Annotated in this window: 20 protein-coding genes; 19 read left to right on the top strand and 1 reads right to left on the bottom strand. The window is 41.8% G+C overall.

Annotated features, from left to right (window positions below):
* The first annotated feature begins 8 nt into the window (after nt 1-8).
* From aroA to ypjB, 9 genes are all read left to right on the top strand, one after another.
* Complete coding sequence (gene aroA, locus MHB41_RS10250; protein ID WP_340900181.1) at nt 9-1,295, top strand: 3-phosphoshikimate 1-carboxyvinyltransferase; 1,287 nt, start codon at nt 9-11, stop codon at nt 1,293-1,295.
* A 280-nt stretch (nt 1,296-1,575) separates the two neighbouring features.
* Nucleotides 1,576-2,847, top strand: a complete 1,272-nt coding sequence (locus tag MHB41_RS10245) for a tetratricopeptide repeat protein (RefSeq protein WP_267542847.1) — start codon at nt 1,576-1,578, stop codon at nt 2,845-2,847.
* Between the two features lie 75 nt (nt 2,848-2,922).
* Complete coding sequence (locus MHB41_RS10240) at nt 2,923-3,462, top strand: ReoY family proteolytic degradation factor (RefSeq protein WP_008344562.1); 540 nt, start codon at nt 2,923-2,925, stop codon at nt 3,460-3,462.
* A gap of 61 nt (nt 3,463-3,523) precedes the next feature.
* Nucleotides 3,524-3,970 carry a YpiF family protein gene (locus tag MHB41_RS10235; RefSeq protein WP_268481325.1) on the top strand — a complete coding sequence of 149 codons (447 nt, stop codon included), beginning with the start codon at nt 3,524-3,526 and terminating at the stop codon, nt 3,968-3,970.
* A gap of 144 nt (nt 3,971-4,114) precedes the next feature.
* On the top strand, nt 4,115-4,621 hold the full coding sequence (locus MHB41_RS10230) for a ubiquinol-cytochrome c reductase iron-sulfur subunit (RefSeq protein WP_007500911.1): 507 nt from the start codon (nt 4,115-4,117) through the stop codon (nt 4,619-4,621).
* Nucleotides 4,622-4,623: 2 nt separating this feature from the next.
* On the top strand, nt 4,624-5,298 hold the full coding sequence (qcrB, locus tag MHB41_RS10225) for a menaquinol-cytochrome c reductase cytochrome b subunit (protein WP_003215804.1): 675 nt from the start codon (nt 4,624-4,626) through the stop codon (nt 5,296-5,298).
* Nucleotides 5,299-5,339: 41 nt separating this feature from the next.
* Nucleotides 5,340-6,107, top strand: a complete 768-nt coding sequence (locus MHB41_RS10220) for a menaquinol-cytochrome c reductase cytochrome b/c subunit (protein WP_024422792.1) — start codon at nt 5,340-5,342, stop codon at nt 6,105-6,107.
* A gap of 100 nt (nt 6,108-6,207) precedes the next feature.
* Nucleotides 6,208-6,801, top strand: a complete 594-nt coding sequence (locus MHB41_RS10215) for a DUF1405 domain-containing protein (RefSeq protein ID WP_024428102.1) — start codon at nt 6,208-6,210, stop codon at nt 6,799-6,801.
* Between the two features lie 65 nt (nt 6,802-6,866).
* Entirely contained in the window at nt 6,867-7,670 is an 804-nt protein-coding gene (ypjB, locus tag MHB41_RS10210; RefSeq protein ID WP_024422790.1) for a sporulation protein YpjB, read from the top strand.
* A gap of 30 nt (nt 7,671-7,700) precedes the next feature.
* Here the strand turns inward: ypjB and MHB41_RS10205 are convergent, their stop codons facing one another.
* Complete coding sequence (locus tag MHB41_RS10205) at nt 7,701-8,573, bottom strand: YitT family protein (RefSeq protein WP_024422789.1); 873 nt, start codon at nt 8,571-8,573, stop codon at nt 7,701-7,703.
* Between the two features lie 137 nt (nt 8,574-8,710).
* Between MHB41_RS10205 and MHB41_RS10200 the strand changes: the two genes are divergently transcribed.
* The 10 genes from MHB41_RS10200 to panD all read left to right on the top strand — a co-directional run bounded on the left by MHB41_RS10200 (nt 8,711) and on the right by panD (nt 16,558).
* Nucleotides 8,711-9,046 carry a nucleotide pyrophosphohydrolase gene (locus MHB41_RS10200; protein WP_024422788.1) on the top strand — a complete coding sequence of 112 codons (336 nt, stop codon included), beginning with the start codon at nt 8,711-8,713 and terminating at the stop codon, nt 9,044-9,046.
* 5 nt (nt 9,047-9,051) lie between these two features.
* A complete protein-coding gene (gene dapB / locus MHB41_RS10195; RefSeq protein ID WP_034280443.1) occupies nt 9,052-9,855 on the top strand; it encodes a 4-hydroxy-tetrahydrodipicolinate reductase in 804 nt (267 codons plus the stop codon).
* 17 nt (nt 9,856-9,872) lie between these two features.
* Nucleotides 9,873-10,292 (top strand): methylglyoxal synthase, encoded by a 420-nt coding sequence (gene mgsA, locus MHB41_RS10190; RefSeq protein ID WP_034280445.1) that lies wholly within the window; start codon nt 9,873-9,875, stop codon nt 10,290-10,292.
* Entirely contained in the window at nt 10,279-10,983 is a 705-nt protein-coding gene (gene bshB1 / locus MHB41_RS10185) for a bacillithiol biosynthesis deacetylase BshB1 (RefSeq protein ID WP_046311596.1), read from the top strand. Before mgsA ends, bshB1 begins: the two co-directional genes overlap by 14 nt.
* 2 nt (nt 10,984-10,985) lie before the next feature.
* Complete coding sequence (gene bshA / locus MHB41_RS10180) at nt 10,986-12,131, top strand: N-acetyl-alpha-D-glucosaminyl L-malate synthase BshA (protein WP_081124530.1); 1,146 nt, start codon at nt 10,986-10,988, stop codon at nt 12,129-12,131.
* Nucleotides 12,124-13,326: a CCA tRNA nucleotidyltransferase gene (locus tag MHB41_RS10175; RefSeq protein WP_176967033.1), complete on the top strand. Its 1,203-nt coding sequence runs from the start codon at nt 12,124-12,126 to the stop codon at nt 13,324-13,326. The genes bshA and MHB41_RS10175 overlap by 8 nt, the downstream gene beginning before the upstream one ends.
* Entirely contained in the window at nt 13,299-14,282 is a 984-nt protein-coding gene (locus MHB41_RS10170; protein WP_268481320.1) for a biotin--[acetyl-CoA-carboxylase] ligase, read from the top strand. Before MHB41_RS10175 ends, MHB41_RS10170 begins: the two co-directional genes overlap by 28 nt.
* Before the next feature lie 197 nt (nt 14,283-14,479).
* Nucleotides 14,480-15,319 (top strand): 3-methyl-2-oxobutanoate hydroxymethyltransferase, encoded by an 840-nt coding sequence (gene panB, locus MHB41_RS10165; protein WP_024422781.1) that lies wholly within the window; start codon nt 14,480-14,482, stop codon nt 15,317-15,319.
* A complete protein-coding gene (panC, locus tag MHB41_RS10160) occupies nt 15,316-16,182 on the top strand; it encodes a pantoate--beta-alanine ligase (protein ID WP_065214696.1) in 867 nt (288 codons plus the stop codon). The genes panB and panC overlap by 4 nt, the downstream gene beginning before the upstream one ends.
* Nucleotides 16,175-16,558 (top strand): aspartate 1-decarboxylase, encoded by a 384-nt coding sequence (panD, locus tag MHB41_RS10155; protein WP_230030318.1) that lies wholly within the window; start codon nt 16,175-16,177, stop codon nt 16,556-16,558. Before panC ends, panD begins: the two co-directional genes overlap by 8 nt.
* Nucleotides 16,559-16,600 lie beyond the last annotated feature (42 nt).

Raw genomic sequence — 16,600 nt, 5'->3', positions numbered from 1 at the left:
TGACAAACATGAAAATTCATAAAAATGCTCCTATGAATGGAGAAATTCATATCCCAGGTGATAAATCTATTTCACATAGATCAGTGATGTTTGGTGCAATTGCTGAAGGGACCACAGTAGTGAAAAACTTTCTTCCTGGAGCTGACTGTTTAAGTACGATTGATTGCTTTAGAAAGATGGGCGTTGAAATTGAACAAAAAGGGACAGATGTTGTCATTCATGGTAAAGGACTGAAAGAGCTCAAGGAGCCGTCTGACATTCTCGATGTTGGCAATTCTGGTACAACCATTCGATTAATGTTGGGAATATTAGCTGGTTGTGAGTTTCACAGTACACTAATCGGTGATGAGAGTATTGCCAAAAGACCAATGAGGCGAGTGACGGGTCCGCTTAAACAACTAGGAGCCAAAATAGACGGCAGAGCAAATGGCGAGTTTACACCACTCTCTATTCGTGGCGGTCATTTAAAAGGAATCTCTTATGAGTCCCCGGTGGCAAGTGCACAAATTAAGTCGGCTGTCCTTTTAGCTGGACTTCAAGCAGAGGGAACAACGACTTTAACTGAACCTCATAAATCAAGAGATCATACAGAAAGAATGCTCTCTATGTTTGGTGTAAAACTAGATGAAGATGAACAAAGTGTTTCCATTGAAGGCGGCCAGACATTAACAGCAACAGATATATTTGTTCCAGGAGACATCTCTTCAGCTGCATTTTTCCTTGTAGCTGGATCAATCGTTCCTAACAGCCGGATTGTCTTAAAAAATGTCGGGTTAAACAAAACAAGAACAGGTATTATTGATGTGCTGAAACTTATGGGTGCAAACCTTGAGATCAATGAAGTAGATGCCAAAGGCGGAGAACCGTATGGTGATTTAACGATTTCTACTTCATCATTAAAAGGGATTGAAATTTCTGGTGACATGATTTCAAGACTCATCGATGAAATTCCGATTATTGCGCTTCTTGCGACCCAAGCAGAAGGAACAACGATCATTAAAGATGCTGCTGAGTTAAAAGTTAAAGAAACCAATCGAATTGATACAGTCGTATCAGAACTTAAAAAACTCGGTGCTAATATTGAAGCAACAGATGATGGTATGAAGATTCATGGTAAAACTACGCTTCAAGGCGGCGCAGTCGTCTCAAGCTACGGAGATCACCGTATCGGTATGATGCTGGGAATTGCCGCATGTGTGACAAAGCAAGCAATTGAGATTGAAGATACAGATGCTGTTCGTGTCTCATACCCGAATTTCTTTGAACACATTGAATATTTAACGAAAACAGTCTGAGGAGGTCCTCAGGCTTTTTCTTTCCTTTTGCATATTTGTCAGAAATATAGCATAGCTTGTCTCAAGGTGAAACCTTGAAAAAAAACATTTTGTCCGATAAAAATAGTGTCTGCAGTTTACAAATCATCAGTTTCGTATAGGATGAAATGAAAAACAGTCTTTAAAACACAAAAATGGGTTCATTTTAAAAGAGCAACATATTTGCTGGATGTGTACCTGTCGATTATGATATGAAGTAACAATAGTTTAGGTTTTTGGAAACAGAAAGGAACGGTTTGATTTGAATAGTTCATTACAAGAAGCCATAAAATTAGTTGAGGCGGGTGAGACTGAAAAAGGACTCCAAACACTTGCTCAAGCAGAGAAGCATTTGCATGATGAAGAAAAGGCGCAAGCGGCTCAATTATATTATGATTGGGGAGATATCGATAAAGCACGGAATCTCATCAGTGATTTACATGATTTATATCCAGAGGAAACAGGTTTAACGTGTTTTTATGCAGAGCTGTTGATTGACTCTGATGAAGAAGAGAAGGCGATTGCAGTATTAGAAACGATTCCTGAAGATGATGATGCGTACCCAGAGAGTTTATTGTTAATGGCAGATTTGTATCAAATGCAAGGACTATTTGAAGTCAGTGAACAAAAGCTTTTAAAAGCGAAAGAGCTACTTCCGAATGAAGCCATCATCGATTTTGCATTAGGTGAGTTGTATTTTTCTCAAGGTCTTTCAAAGAAAGCGGCCGATTATTTCTACAAAGTGGCAGATCAACAGCATGAGGTTGGCGGTGTCAATGTGTATCAGCGGCTCGCTGAATCGCTCAGCACAGCTGGAGAATTTGAGGATGCACTTGAATGGTATGAAAAGGCAGTAAAAGATCAAGCAGACCCGAATACTCTTTTTGGCTACGGATTTACAGCAATGAGGGCTGGCAGAACGAAAACAGCCATTCAGCAGCTTACAGAACTGAAAGATATTGATCCCTCCTATTCGTCACTTTATATGCCTTTAGCGAAAAGTTATGAGGAAGAAGGACTATATCACGAGGCTTTAGAGGTAGTAAAAGAGGGTATTAAAGTTGATGAGTATAACAAAGAATTATATTTATATGGTGCCAAGATTGATTTGAAAAATGGGGATTCAAAAGATGCGAAAAAACTGCTTCAAGAAGCACTTGCTCTCGATCCGGGTTATATTGAAGCAGTTCAAACATTGCTGGCGATCTATTTAAATGAAGAGCTGTTTGATGAAATTCTGGATGTTATTAAAGAGGTTAAAAGCTTTGGGGAAGATGATCCAAAATGGAATTGGTATGCTGCATCTGCTTCTGTTGGGCGAGAAGAATACAAAGAAGCTGCCGAGTATTTCAAGCTTGCCCTGCCTGATTTTGATGAGGAACGTGACTTTTTATATGAATACGCTTCGTTCCTTTTAGAAGAGGGCAGACAAAAAGAAGCATTGCCGTTATTACGCAAAGTTCTAGAGAAAGATGGCACGAATGAAGAAATTGAAGAAACGATTTTAAGAATTGAAGACGAAATTTCCTTATAGTTTGCAGGAATGAAGAACTGGTTTGTTGAATAATTCATGTATAGCAATTTAATTTACGATAGAGGAGGGAATAACATGCAGACCCCTGTTTCTGTCAATGAAAAAAAGGAATTTATCCGGTGGTTCTTAAACCATTATCAGCTAAAGCGAAGAGAGTGTGTTTGGATATTAAATTATTTAATGAGTCACGACTCTTTGATGGAAAAGGTTCATTTTGTAGAGCAAGCAGAATTTTGCCCAAGGGGAATCATCATGTCAACACACTGTGTGGATGAAGTTCCCTTTAGATTTTATAAAGAAAACATCATGACGACAGATGCTGAAAAGTCATTTCATGATATTCGTTTGAATAAACAGCAGGATTTGTTTATTCAATTGAATTTCCGTTCTGCTTATCGTTCGCCGGAATATGCAGCTGTTCTTGAAACAAATCCTCATATTCCAAAGGATCTTTATGAGAACGAAAAAGATAAGGATCTTGCTGAGAAAGTGCTTGAGCACTCAATCGCAACTTTCCAAAAAGAACGGCTCATGAAAGAGATAGATGAAGCACTTGACCGTCATGATCAAGAAACATTTAATAAGCTGGCAAAAGAATTAAGCCTATTGTCATAAACTGAACGAATAAGCCTTGCCCTATACAGGCAGGGCTTATGTCATGAAAGAGGGGAATTTGATGAGATTTCAATCAGAGGACGCGGATCGCTTTTTGCAATCTAAAGCTTACATTGATACCGCTATCATTCCATTAGTTGGGATGAATGCGGATCAAATGAAACAAACCGTGTCTTTAGGAGAGTTTACTATTCTTGTAGCAGATGAACTTGAAAGACAGTTAAAAGGGCGGGTTTTTCTTTTTCCGCCACATACATATTTGGAAGTAAGTGACCGGAAACAAGAAGACATACTCACAATGAAGCAGTCGCTCAACGATCATTTTCAGCATGTTGTATTGATCACATCTGATCACCAGTGGAAAGAGCATGCTGAGATCAGTGAATCGCTATTTTTGCTCAAGCCGGTTCCGCTGGAGCATTTGAAGGTTGAATTAAAGCAAAAAGTGATTCAAGACAGTGTAGAACAAATTTTGAACTTTTTGTTACAAAAATGGAACCCTTCATAAAAACCCTTACATTTGCATTGTACATAGCTTTTTAGGATGTTGACCTTGTGAATAGATTGATATATTATGAGGGTGTCCTAGTTTTATGAAATTTTTTCTAATTCAGTTATAAAGTAGCTGACGACCTGAGGGGGGGAGAAAAAAATGAGCGAGAAGAGACATGGAGTGTCCAGGCGTCAATTTTTGAATTACACGTTGACCGGCGTGGGGGGGTTTATGGCCGCTGGAATGCTCATGCCTATGGTTCGCTTTGCGCTTGACCCTGTGCTAAAAGGAACAGAGGATCAGGATATGGTTCAAGTTGTCAGTGTAGATGAACTGACAAAGGAACCGAAGCGCTTTGACTTTAAAATTGATCAAGTAGATGCATGGTACGAGTCAAAGGAATCTAGGTCAGCATGGGTGTACAAAGAAGGGGATGAAATTGTCGCTTTATCGCCAATCTGTAAACATTTAGGATGTACAGTGAACTGGAACAGTGATCCGAAAAATCCAAACAAATTTTTCTGCCCGTGCCATTATGGGCTGTACGACAAGGATGGTACAAACGTACCCGGAACTCCACCGCTTGCACCGCTTGACCATTATAAGCAGCAAGTGAAGGACGGATACCTCTATCTTGGAAAAGCTGTGCCGAAAGGGGAAGGGTAACGATGCTTAACAAGATTTACGATTGGGTAGATGAGCGGCTGGACATTACACCAATATGGAGAGATATTGCAGATCACGAGGTGCCAGAGCACGTCAATCCAGCACATCATTTCTCCGCTTTTGTGTATTGTTTTGGCGGTTTAACGTTTTTTGTGACAGTCATTCAAGTCCTTTCGGGCATGTTTTTAACGATGTATTACGTGCCGGATATTAAAAATGCCTGGGAATCTGTCTATTATTTGCAAAATGAAGTGGCATTTGGCCAGATTGTCAGAGGGATGCACCACTGGGGTGCGAGTTTAGTTATTGTGATGATGTTTTTACATACGCTAAGGGTCTTTTTCCAAGGGGCGTATAAAAAGCCTAGAGAGCTGAACTGGATTGTTGGTGTGCTCATTTTCTTTGTGATGCTTGGACTTGGTTTTACAGGTTATCTTTTACCATGGGATATGAAGGCGCTGTTTGCGACGAAGGTTGGTCTTCAAATAGCAGAAGCAACACCTTTCATTGGTAAAGAGATCAAAACGCTGCTTGCAGGTCATCCTGACATTGTAGGGGCACAAACGCTGACGAGATTTTTCGCTATCCATGTCTTTTTCTTGCCAGCGGCATTATTTGGGCTGATGGCTGCCCACTTTATTATGATTCGTAAGCAAGGAATTTCTGGACCGCTATAAAATGCTGCGTTTGATGAATGTTCAATGAGGAGGGGATGACTTTGCATAGGGGAAAAGGGATGAAGTTTGTCGGAGATTCCAGAATACCGGCAGAAAGAAAACCTAACATACCTAAAGACTATTCCGAATATCCGGGAAAAACAGAAGCCTTTTGGCCGAACTTTCTTTTAAAGGAATGGCTTGTAGGTGCCGTTTTTTTAATTGGATTTCTTGTCCTAACTGTTGTTCATGCGCCTCCGCTTGAGCGGATGGCTGACCCAACAGATACTGGCTATATTCCGCTGCCAGACTGGTATTTCCTATTTTTGTACCAGTTATTAAAATATGAATTTGCTGCAGGAAACTTCACTGTCGTCGGCGCGATGATTATGCCTGGAATTGCGTTTGGTGCACTTTTGCTCGCACCATTTCTTGATTCAGGTCCAGAACGCAGACCGTATAGAAGACCAATTGCAGTCGGGATGATGATTCTTGCAGTCGGCGCAGCAACATATTTAACGTGGGAGTCTGTTGCAACTCATGATTGGGAAGCAGCGGCAAAACAAGGTGAGATTAAGAAAGAAGCAGAGATTGATACTTCAGCTGAAGAATATAAAATTTATCAAGAGCAGACATGTATCTCCTGCCACGGGGATAACATGCAGGGCGGAGCAGCTGGACCGTCACTCGTTGACAACGGTCTTTCGCCTGAGGAGATCGCTAAAATCGCTGTAGAAGGAAAAGGCAACATGCCGAAGGGTGTCTTTAAAGGTAGTGATGAAGAACTTGAGAAGCTCTCTAAATATTTATCTGAGGTCAAATCAAAATAATTCAGTTGTTTAAATGCAAGTACAAGGATATACTCAAAAGAGAAAAAGCTGGCGCTGTCAGCTTTTTTCTGATTTTAACAGATCGTGAGTGAAGAGACATATGAGATGGATTCAATATTTGCTAGCGACGCGCTACATGCTTGTGCTGGTGCTTATGATCAATTTCCTTGGCACTGTGTACGGCTACTATTGGTATATTCCGCAGCTCGTAGAGACACCGGCTGTCTTTTTAGCTTTTGTACCAGACAGTCCAACGGCCAGCTTTTTCTTTTTATTTGTATTACTTGCGTTTTTGATGAAACGAAATGCTCCTTATTTTGAAGCACTTGCTCTTGTGACCTTGATTAAATATGGGTTATGGGCGGTAGGAATGAATATCTTTGTGCTTTTATCTGTTGATGATTTTCCGTGGGAAGGATACATGCTGATTGGGTCTCACTTTGCGATGGCGGTTCAGGCTGTATTGTTTGCGCCATATTATCGTTTTCAAATGCGTCATCTCGTGGTAGCAGGCATTTGGATCTTACATAATGATGTAATTGATTATGTATTTGGTATGATGCCCCGTTATTCTATGCTGTCTGCTTACTCAAACGAGATCGGCTACGTGACGTTTTGGCTAAGTATTGCGGTTCTTCTTGTTTCGTATTATCTCGTTCTATCGAAAAAATCGGTCAAGCTTGAACTCCCTTAACAATGTTGGTCTAACCTTGTCCTTTTCTTCATACGCTGTAAGGAGAAGGGCTAGGAGGGACTTGCATGAAACGAAAGCCAATCGCGATGATTCTATTATTTTTTCTCGTATTACAGCCAGCAGTTGTCAAAGGTGAGGAAACAGCTGCTAACACGCTGCAAGAATTAACGGAACTATCAGATTCCATCTTTCAATTAACGAGACAAGCTAAATATGATGAGGCGTTACAAGTCGCATTGTATGTTGAAAAGACATTTAAAGCTGAGAATTGGCGTGGAACTTTGACGAATACGCAGATTCGGCAAATTACACTTGGCTATCAAGATATGATAAAAGGGCTGCCGCAGGAAGAATTGAATGAGCGCGAAAAGCTTCGTTATGCCTCTCAATTTAGAATGCTGCTTGATGCGATCCAGTCGGATTCTGAGCCTCTTTGGGGTTCGCTGGAGAAGCCTATTATGGGCTCTTTTCCTACTTTGAAAAAAGAAGTAAAAGATCCAGAATCGACGACATTTTATGAAACTTGGAATGAGCTGGTTTCTTTATACGATATGATCTATCCAAGTTTAACCATTGATATTTCGCCTGAAAAGCTGCAGACAATTAAGCAGCACATGGAAGTGATTGAGCAAGGTGAATTTTTAAAAGCATCAAGTGGGACAAAGCTTGAACGTCTCACGAAGCTGGAAGAGGATTTATCGAGTGTGTTTGCTCACGTCGATGAAGATGAAGCGGATCCATCGCTTTTATGGGTCATCTTAACAACCGGGAGTATCATTTTATTAACGTTAACGTATGTTGGATTTCGGAAATATCGTGCAGAAAAAGAAAAGAAGCAAAAACGTCAGGCTGATTATCCTAAATCATAAAAAAAGAAGCCCAAAACTGGTGCTTCTTTTTTAATGCGGATTGAGCGGCTTTTTGTGTTCATCTAATGTAAAGCCTTCACCGAGTACATCATGCACGTCACTGACAGATACAAACGCATGAGGATCGACTGAGGTCACGACGCTTTTAAGGTGGACAAGCTCGTTTTTCGGAACGACGCAATAAAGAACGTTGCGCTCCTGTTTCGTATAGGAACCGACCCCTTTTAAGATGGTGACACCGCGCTCCATTTCATCCGTGATTTTCTTTTGAATGATGTCATCTTTTTCAGAGATAATCATGGCGCCTTTGGCAGCGTAAGCGCCTTCTTGCATGAAGTCAATGACCTTCGCAGCAACAAACACTGCGACAAGTGTATACATCGCTTCTTTATAATTTAAGTAGGTCAGAGAGATGGTGATGACGCATGCGTCGAAGATGAACATTGTTCGTCCCATTGCCACCTGATAATGCTTGTTGATCAGTCTTGCAATGATGTCCACACCGCCTGTTGTACCGCCGAATTTAAAGATGATTCCGAGGCCTGTTCCGATAAATACACCTGCAAAGAGGGCGGCTAAGGCTAAATCGTGCTGGAGAGGCATATGTATTTGAAAGCGCTGGAAGATAGCAAGAAAGACAGAAAGACTCACTGTTCCTACAATTGTATAAGTAAACATCGTTCTGCCGAGCATTTTCCAGCCTATAAAAAAGATCGGAATGTTTAAGACAAGGTTTGAAATAGATGGGTCAATGTGAAATAGAAAATATAAAAGCAGTGTAATACCTGTAAATCCGCCTTCCGCCAAATTGTTCTGCATATTAAAATGAACAAGACCGAAAGAAAAAATCGCAGATCCTATTAAAATAAATACGATATTTTTAAGACGAATTTCTTTTAGCAAGAGACCACTCCTTTTTTTGCTTAGACAGCGATAATATTATATGGTATGGGAGAGAAACAAGCAAACTGAGTCTTAAACATTTGTCAAATATTTATGATTTCGCTAACATGTAAGAGATGGATAGGAGGATGAGCTTCATGACGAAAGAAAAAACGCTGCGTCACGTGCAGCAAGAAGTAGATGATTACATAGGACAATTTAAAGAAGGCTATTTCAGCCCGCTTGCGATGATGGCCCGCCTGACAGAAGAATTAGGGGAGCTGGCAAGAGAGGTTAACCATTACTATGGAGAAAAGCCGAAAAAAACAACGGAAACAGAAAAAAGCATGGAAGAAGAAATTGGCGATGTTTTGTTTGTGTTAACATGCCTCGCTAATTCACTTGATATTTCACTAGAAGAAGCACATGATCGTGTGATGCATAAATTCAATACAAGAGATAAAGACCGCTGGACGAAAAAAGAAGGGAAGTAGAGACGATGACAAACGAAACCATCAAAGTAGTAATCGCTGGAGCAAGAGGAAGAATGGGGATAGAGGCTGTGAAGCTGGCGGAAGAAACAGGCCATTTTGAGCTGGTGGCCGCACTTGATCACACGCATGAAGGAAAAAAATTATCTGATGTGATTCATACGACATCTAATGCACCGATTTATACGGATATTGATGTGTGTCTTTCAGAAACAGCACCAGATGTATTAATTGATCTGACAACACCTGAAATCGGGAAAGTACATACAAAAAAAGCACTTGAACATGGCGTGCGTCCAGTCGTAGGAACAACTGGATTTTCAGAAGATGACCTAAAAGAGCTTCAGCAATTAACAGAAGAAAAGGGCATAGGCTGTATTATTGCACCAAACTTTGCTGTCGGTGCGGTCTTAATGATGAAATTTGCCAAAATGGCCGCGAATTATTTCCCTGACGTTGAAATCATTGAGCTTCACCACGATAAAAAACTAGATGCCCCAAGCGGTACGGGCTTAAAAACGGCTGAAATGATTGCAGAAGTAAGAGAAAGCAAAAAGCAGGGACATCCAGAAGAGAAAGAATTGATCGAAGGGGCACGAGGAGCCGATTATGATGGTATCCGTCTGCACAGCGTGAGACTTCCTGGTATGATTGCACATCAAGAAGTGCTGTTTGGGATGGACGGACAGACGCTCACCATTCGTCATGATTCTTATAACCGTGCATCCTTTATGTCAGGCGTGAAGCTTTCAGTAGAGCAGGTCATGCACATTGATCAGCTCGTTTATGGTTTAGAAAATATCATCGACTAATAAGGAGTGGATTCCTGATGAACATTGCTTTAATCGCTCATGATAAGAAAAAAAGTGACATGATTCAGTTTGCCACCGCGTATCGTGATATTTTGGCAGATCATACACTTTACGCAACAGGGACAACAGGTTTGAGAGTGAAAGAAGCGACGGGGCTTCCCATTCATCGTTTCCAATCAGGACCACTTGGGGGAGATCAGCAGATCGGTGCTTTAATTGCTGATAATGCAATGGATCTTGTGCTCTTTTTTAGAGACCCGCTAACTGCGCAGCCGCATGAACCGGATGTATCTGCACTCATCCGGCTTTGCGATGTGTATACCATTCCATTAGCCACCAATATGGGAACTGCTGAAATTTTAGTCAGGAATTTAAATAAAGGTACGTTTGATTTTCGAGATGTAGCAAAAAACGGAGGAACAAATGAAACGACTTGATATCCTTGCATTCGGTGCCCATAGCGATGATGTAGAGATCGGAATGGGCGGAACGATTGCAAAATACGTAAAAAAAGGGGCGCGCGTCGGGATTTGCGACTTGACCCAGGCCGAATTATCTTCAAATGGAACAGTAGAGAGCCGCAAAGAAGAAGCAAAAGCCGCCGCCGCTATTTTAGGTGTCAGAGCGAGAATCCAGCTTACACTGCCAGATAGAGGGCTGTATCTAAATGACGAAGCGATGAAGGAAATTGCGGGCGTGATTCGAACATATAAACCGAAACTGATTTTCGCTCCGTACCACCAAGATCGGCATCCAGATCATGGCCATGCGGGCTCACTTGTAGAAGAGGCCGCTTTTTCTGCAGGTATACATAAATTTGAAGATTCATACAAGCAGCCAGCGCATAAAATAAGCCAAATGTATTATTACATGATTAATGGGCACCATCGTCCAGATTTTGTGATCGATATTTCTGAGGAAATGCACCAAAAAATTGATAGCTTGCACGCGTATAAAAGCCAATTTGTTAAATCGGCAAACTCAGTAGAGACACCTCTTGTGAACGGTTATATTGATTTTGTCAAAATGAGAGAGTCTATGTATGGAAGAGAAGTCAACAAAGCTTATGCAGAAGGGTTTATCACAAAGAAACCACTTTTGATAGACGATGACTTACTTGGGGGGTAATTATGAAAAAACTGAAGATCGGAATTACTTGTTATCCAAGTGTCGGCGGCTCAGGCATTATCGCCACGGAGCTTGGAAAACGTTTAGCTGAAAAAGGGCACGATGTTCATTTCATTACCTCTAGCATTCCGTTTAGGCTTAATAAAGTATATCCGAATATTTATTTTCATGAGGTGGATGTGAATCAATATGCAGTTTTTCAATATCCGCCTTATGACCTTGCGCTGGCAAGTAAATTGGCAGAAGTCGCAAAACGAGAAAAGCTTGATATTATTCACGCGCATTATGCGGTCCCGCACGCGGTCTGTGCGTTTCTAGCCAAACAAATGACTGGACACTCTGTGAAAGTCGTTACGACGCTTCATGGAACGGATATTACGGTTTTAGGCTATGATCCATCATTAAAAGAAGTGATCCGGTTCGCCATCGAATCATCGGACCGCGTAACAGCGGTGTCGCATTCATTAGCTGCGCAGACGTACGATCTCATCAAACCAGATAAAAAAATTGATACGATTCATAATTTTGTTGATGAACGGGTGTATTTGCGTGAAGATCACGATTTGTTAAAGACACATTATGGTCTTTTACCGAACGAAAAGGTCATCATCCATGTATCAAACTTTCGAAAGGTGAAACGGGTGCATGATGTGATTCATGTGTTTCAAAAGATTTCTGAACAGGTGCAGGCAAAGCTGCTGCTCATTGGTGATGGTCCTGAGAAATCGGTTGTATGTGAACTCGTGAAAAAATTAGGACTGACAGACCGCGTATTGTTTTTAGGCAAGCAAGAGAAGGTTGAGGAGCTTTATTCAATAAGTGATTTGAAGCTGCTTCTTTCGGAGAAGGAGAGCTTTGGGCTTGTGCTTCTTGAAGCAATGGCATGCGGTGTCCCTTGTATCGGTACGGATGTCGGAGGTATTCCAGAGGTCATTACACATGGAGAAACAGGGTTTCTTGTCCCGCTCGGCGATATAGATGGAGCAGCAAAGCACGCAGTGTCTCTGCTCAAAGACGAAGCGCTTCATGAAAAAGTGTCAGCGGCAGCTCAGTCTAGTGTTCAGGCTCATTTCTCCTCTGATAAGATTGTGAGTGAATATGAGAAGCTTTACCTAGAATTGATCGAAGGTGATGATGAAGATGAATGAACCATTCACACATGCGATCCCTATATTACATACACTGCACGAACATGGGCATCAGGCTTACTTTGTCGGCGGAGCGGTGAGAGATGTTCTATTAGGACGGGAAATCGGCGATATCGATATTGCGACAGATGCAACACCTGATAAGGTTGAGTCCTTATTTGAAAAAACAGTAGATGTCGGTAAGGCGCATGGCACTGTCATTGTGTTGCATGATGGTGTCAGCTATGAGGTCACGACGTTTCGAACGGAATCAGAATATGAAGATTTTCGCAGACCGAAAGAAGTGGCGTTTATCACGTCGCTTAAGGAAGATCTTTTAAGAAGAGATTTAACGATTAATGCGATGGCCATGGATATAAATGGGGAAATTATTGATCATGTAGGTGGAAAACAGGATATTAAGCGGAAACGAATTCAAACCGTAGGAGATCCTGCGTGCCGCTTTCAAGAAGATGCGCTTCGCATGATGAGAGCTGTCCGTTTTTTAAGCCAGCTTGGCTTTGAACTCGCTGATGAAACGGCTGAAGCTATGAAAAAGGATAAGCATCTGCTTGCCAACATATCAGTTGAGCGCAAAAAGATTGAAATGGAGAAGCTTTTAAAAGGCCGTCATTGTGAGAAGGCCATTCAAGTACTCATTTCAACCAAATTATATGAAGAATTGCCAGGTCTCAAAGAGGAGCGTCTTCATGAATTCTTTCAAGCCTTTCCATATTACTTACTGGATGGACTAGAAGAGGTATGGGGGGCTTGCATCCATTTGCTAGGTTTAAATGAAGCGGAGGCTGCGGCCTTCTTAAAAGAATGGAAGCTGTCAACGAAGCTTTTGAAAGACGCAGTAGCTATTAGTCAATACGTTGATTGTGACTGGGATGCGGAAAACATGTTTGAAGCTGGTGAACACGTGCTCTTATCTAGTTTGAAGATTACACAGCTAAAACATGAGCGCCGCATTTTCTTTGATGAACTGGAGGCAGCGAAGCGTTCTTATGATGCACTTCCGATTAAAAAGCTCCAAGACCTCGCTGTTTCAGGAAAAGATTTAATGGCCTTTCGGCAAAAGCCGTCTGGGAAATGGATTGCAGAGGAGCTTGATTTTGTGAAAAAAGCCGTTTTGCAAAACCGTTTAGAAAACCGAAAAGAAGCCATAGAGGAGTGGCTTAAAGCATGCGATCCGCAATTAGAAAACGATTAATTGAACTATTTACAGAATCCAGCCATGATTTTGTCTCAAGTCAGCAGATTTGTGATGAGCTTGGCTGCTCCCGAACAGCTGTGTGGAAGCATATGGAGGACTTGCGAAAAGAGGGGTATGAGGTAGAAGCAGTTAGAAGAAAAGGATACCGTCTGCTTCGTAAACCGGACAAAATTAGTGAGGACGAAATTCTGTTTGGTCTGGAAACAGAGAGCTTCGGCAGGCATATTTACTTTCAGAAAGAAGTCGCTTCCACTCAGCTGATTGCCCATGATCTTGTCAATGAAGGTGCGCCCCACGGCACAATCGTTGTCAGCGATCATCAGACAAACGGAAAAGGGCGTCTTCAAAGAACGTGGCATTCACCAAATGGGACAGGCATTTGGATGAGTCTTATTCTCCGGCCTGAGATCCCGCTGCATAAAGCGCCGCAAATGACGCTTTTGGCATCTGTAGCCATCGCAGAAGCGATTGCGCAGCAAACAGGACTCAATCCATCTATTAAATGGCCAAACGATATTTTGTTGAATGGAAAAAAGGTCGTTGGCATTCTGACTGAATTAAAAGCAGAAGCTGACCAGGTTCATGCGGTCATCATTGGGCCGGGCATTAATGTGAACCAAACAGTTGATGACTTCCCGGATGAACTAAAGGATGTCGCCACAAGTCTGCGAATGGAACTGAATGAAAAAGTGGATCGGGCTGCACTCATACAACAGATGATGTCCACTTTTGAAAAAAGGTATGACGATTACATGAAGCAAGGATTTGCGCCGATTAAACAATTATGGGAATCGTTTGCGATGACGATCGGTCAACATATTGTTGCCCGCACCGTCAATGGGCAATATACGGGGAAGGCGCTTGGAATCAATGAAGAAGGTGTTTTATTGCTTGAAACGGAGGACGGTATCCAAAAAATCTACTCCGCAGACATTGAGATCAAGTCAACTTGAGTGGAACACCCGGCACATTTTTGATATACTTCGTGTGGGCAGTATCTGCAAAGAACTGTACCTGTTAGGAAGAAAAATTCGATAAATTTCTGCCTTGATCCTAAGGGACTTGGACAGAGGGATGATTCGCCGCACATGAGAAATCAAAGCATGTGGTGTGAGGCAAGCCATCTCCTCTCCAGAATGAGGAGGAACAAATGAAGACAAAGCTAGATTTTTTCAAAATGAAAGAACAAAACGAACCTATAGTGATGCTGACCGCATACGACTATCCAGCTGCAAAGCAAGCGGAAAAAGCGGAAGTCGACATGATCTTAGTTGGTGATTCACTTGGGATGGTTGTACTTGGACTAGATTCCACAGTTCAAGTCACGATGGATGATATGATCCATCACACAAAAGCAGTGAAAAGAGGCGCAAAAGACACATTTGTTGTGACTGATATGCCATTTATGTCTTACCATTATTCGTTAGAAGAAACAATGAAAAATGCAGCACGCATCATGCAAGAAAGTGGTGCCGATGCCTTAAAGCTAGAAGGCGGAGATGGAGTATTTGAATCCATTCAAGCTTTAACAAGAGGCGGAATTCCTGTCGTCAGTCATTTAGGCCTCACACCTCAATCAGTTGGTGTACTTGGCGGGTATAAAGTGCAAGGAAAAGACCACGAAAGTGCTCAAAAATTGATTGAAGACAGCTTGAAATGTGAGGAAGCCGGAGCGATCGCACTTGTGCTGGAATGCGTACCTGGCGAACTGACAAAACGAATTACCGACATGCTGAAGATTCCTGTGATCGGAATTGGTGCAGGAGCTGAGGCAGACGGACAAGTTCTCGTTTACCATGATGTGGTAGGATACGGGGTGTCTAGAACACCTAAGTTTGTGAAACAATACGCGCAAATTGATACTGTTTTAGAAGAAGCGCTCATTCAATATACGAAAGAAGTAAAAGCACGTACCTTTCCAGAGGACATGCACACGTTTCATATCAAAGAAGAAGTCCTTGATGGCTTATATGGGGGAATCAAAAAATGAACGTTGTCACCCATATTCACGAGCTAAAAGAATTAATTAAGCAGCATCAAGAAAACCAGCATTCCATCGGCTTTGTCCCAACGATGGGCTTTCTTCATGAAGGACATCTGACGCTTGCGAAAGAGGCAAGAGGTCAAAATGACATTGTCGTGATGAGTATTTTTGTCAATCCTTTGCAATTTGGACCAAATGAAGACTTTGAATCCTATCCAAGGGATATGGAAAGAGACCAGCGTCTTGCAGAACAAGCAGGGGTGGATATTTTATTTACACCTGATGTGAAGGAAATGTACCAAAATGAACCATCTATTACGATGACGGTTCAAAAGCGGACGGATGTCTTATGCGGAAAAAAACGTCCAGGACATTTTGACGGCGTTGTCACTGTGCTCACAAAGCTGTTTCATCTTGTGTCACCAACAAATGTCTACTTTGGACTAAAGGATGCACAGCAAGTCGCTGTGATCGATGCGATGATCAAGGATTTCTTCTTTGATCTTCACCTTGTATCTGTACCGACAGTCAGAGAAGAAGACGGTTTAGCGAAAAGCTCAAGGAATGTGTACTTGTCAGAAAAAGAAAGACAAGAAGCACCCGCTTTATACCGCGCATTAAAAAAAGGACGGTCAGCTGTTGAAAAAGGTGAACGTGATGTCAGTCGTGTATACCAGCTGATTGAAGAGGAACTTGTTCAGACGTGCGGAGAAATTGATTATATTGAGATCTACTCATATCCAGAACTTGAGCCGCTTGAGCAGTTAACAGGTCAAGTCATTATGGCGATTGCGGTGAAATTTTCACGGGCAAGACTGATTGATAATGTGATTTTCCATGTTCCTGAAAGCGGTGAAAAACATGTATAGAACCTTTATGACATCTAAGCTTCATAAAGCAACGGTAACAGAAGCAAACTTACATTATGTGGGAAGTATTACAATTGACGAAGATTTACTTGATGCGGCAGGTATGATGGCAAATGAGAAAGTACAAATTGTCAATAATCATAATGGCGCAAGACTTGAAACATATATTATTCCCGGCAAAAGAAAGAGCGGTGTCATTTGTCTAAATGGGGCGGCGGCGAGACTCGTTCAGCCAGGGGATGAAGTCATTATTATCGCTTATGGGATGCTGTCAGAAGAAGAAGCTAAGACACATACACCAAAAGTGGTCGTGTTAAATAAACAAAATCAAATTGAACAAATGATTGGACAAGAGCCTGCGAGAACGATTTTATAACGCAGGCTCCGTGGAAACAGAACAGTTTCAGAAGAGAGGCTG

The organism is Bacillus sp. FSL H7-0578 (assembly GCF_038630855.1).
GTDB lineage: Bacteria > Bacillota > Bacilli > Bacillales > Bacillaceae > Bacillus > Bacillus safensis.
This window is presented reverse-complemented; position numbering and strand designations above follow the sequence as displayed.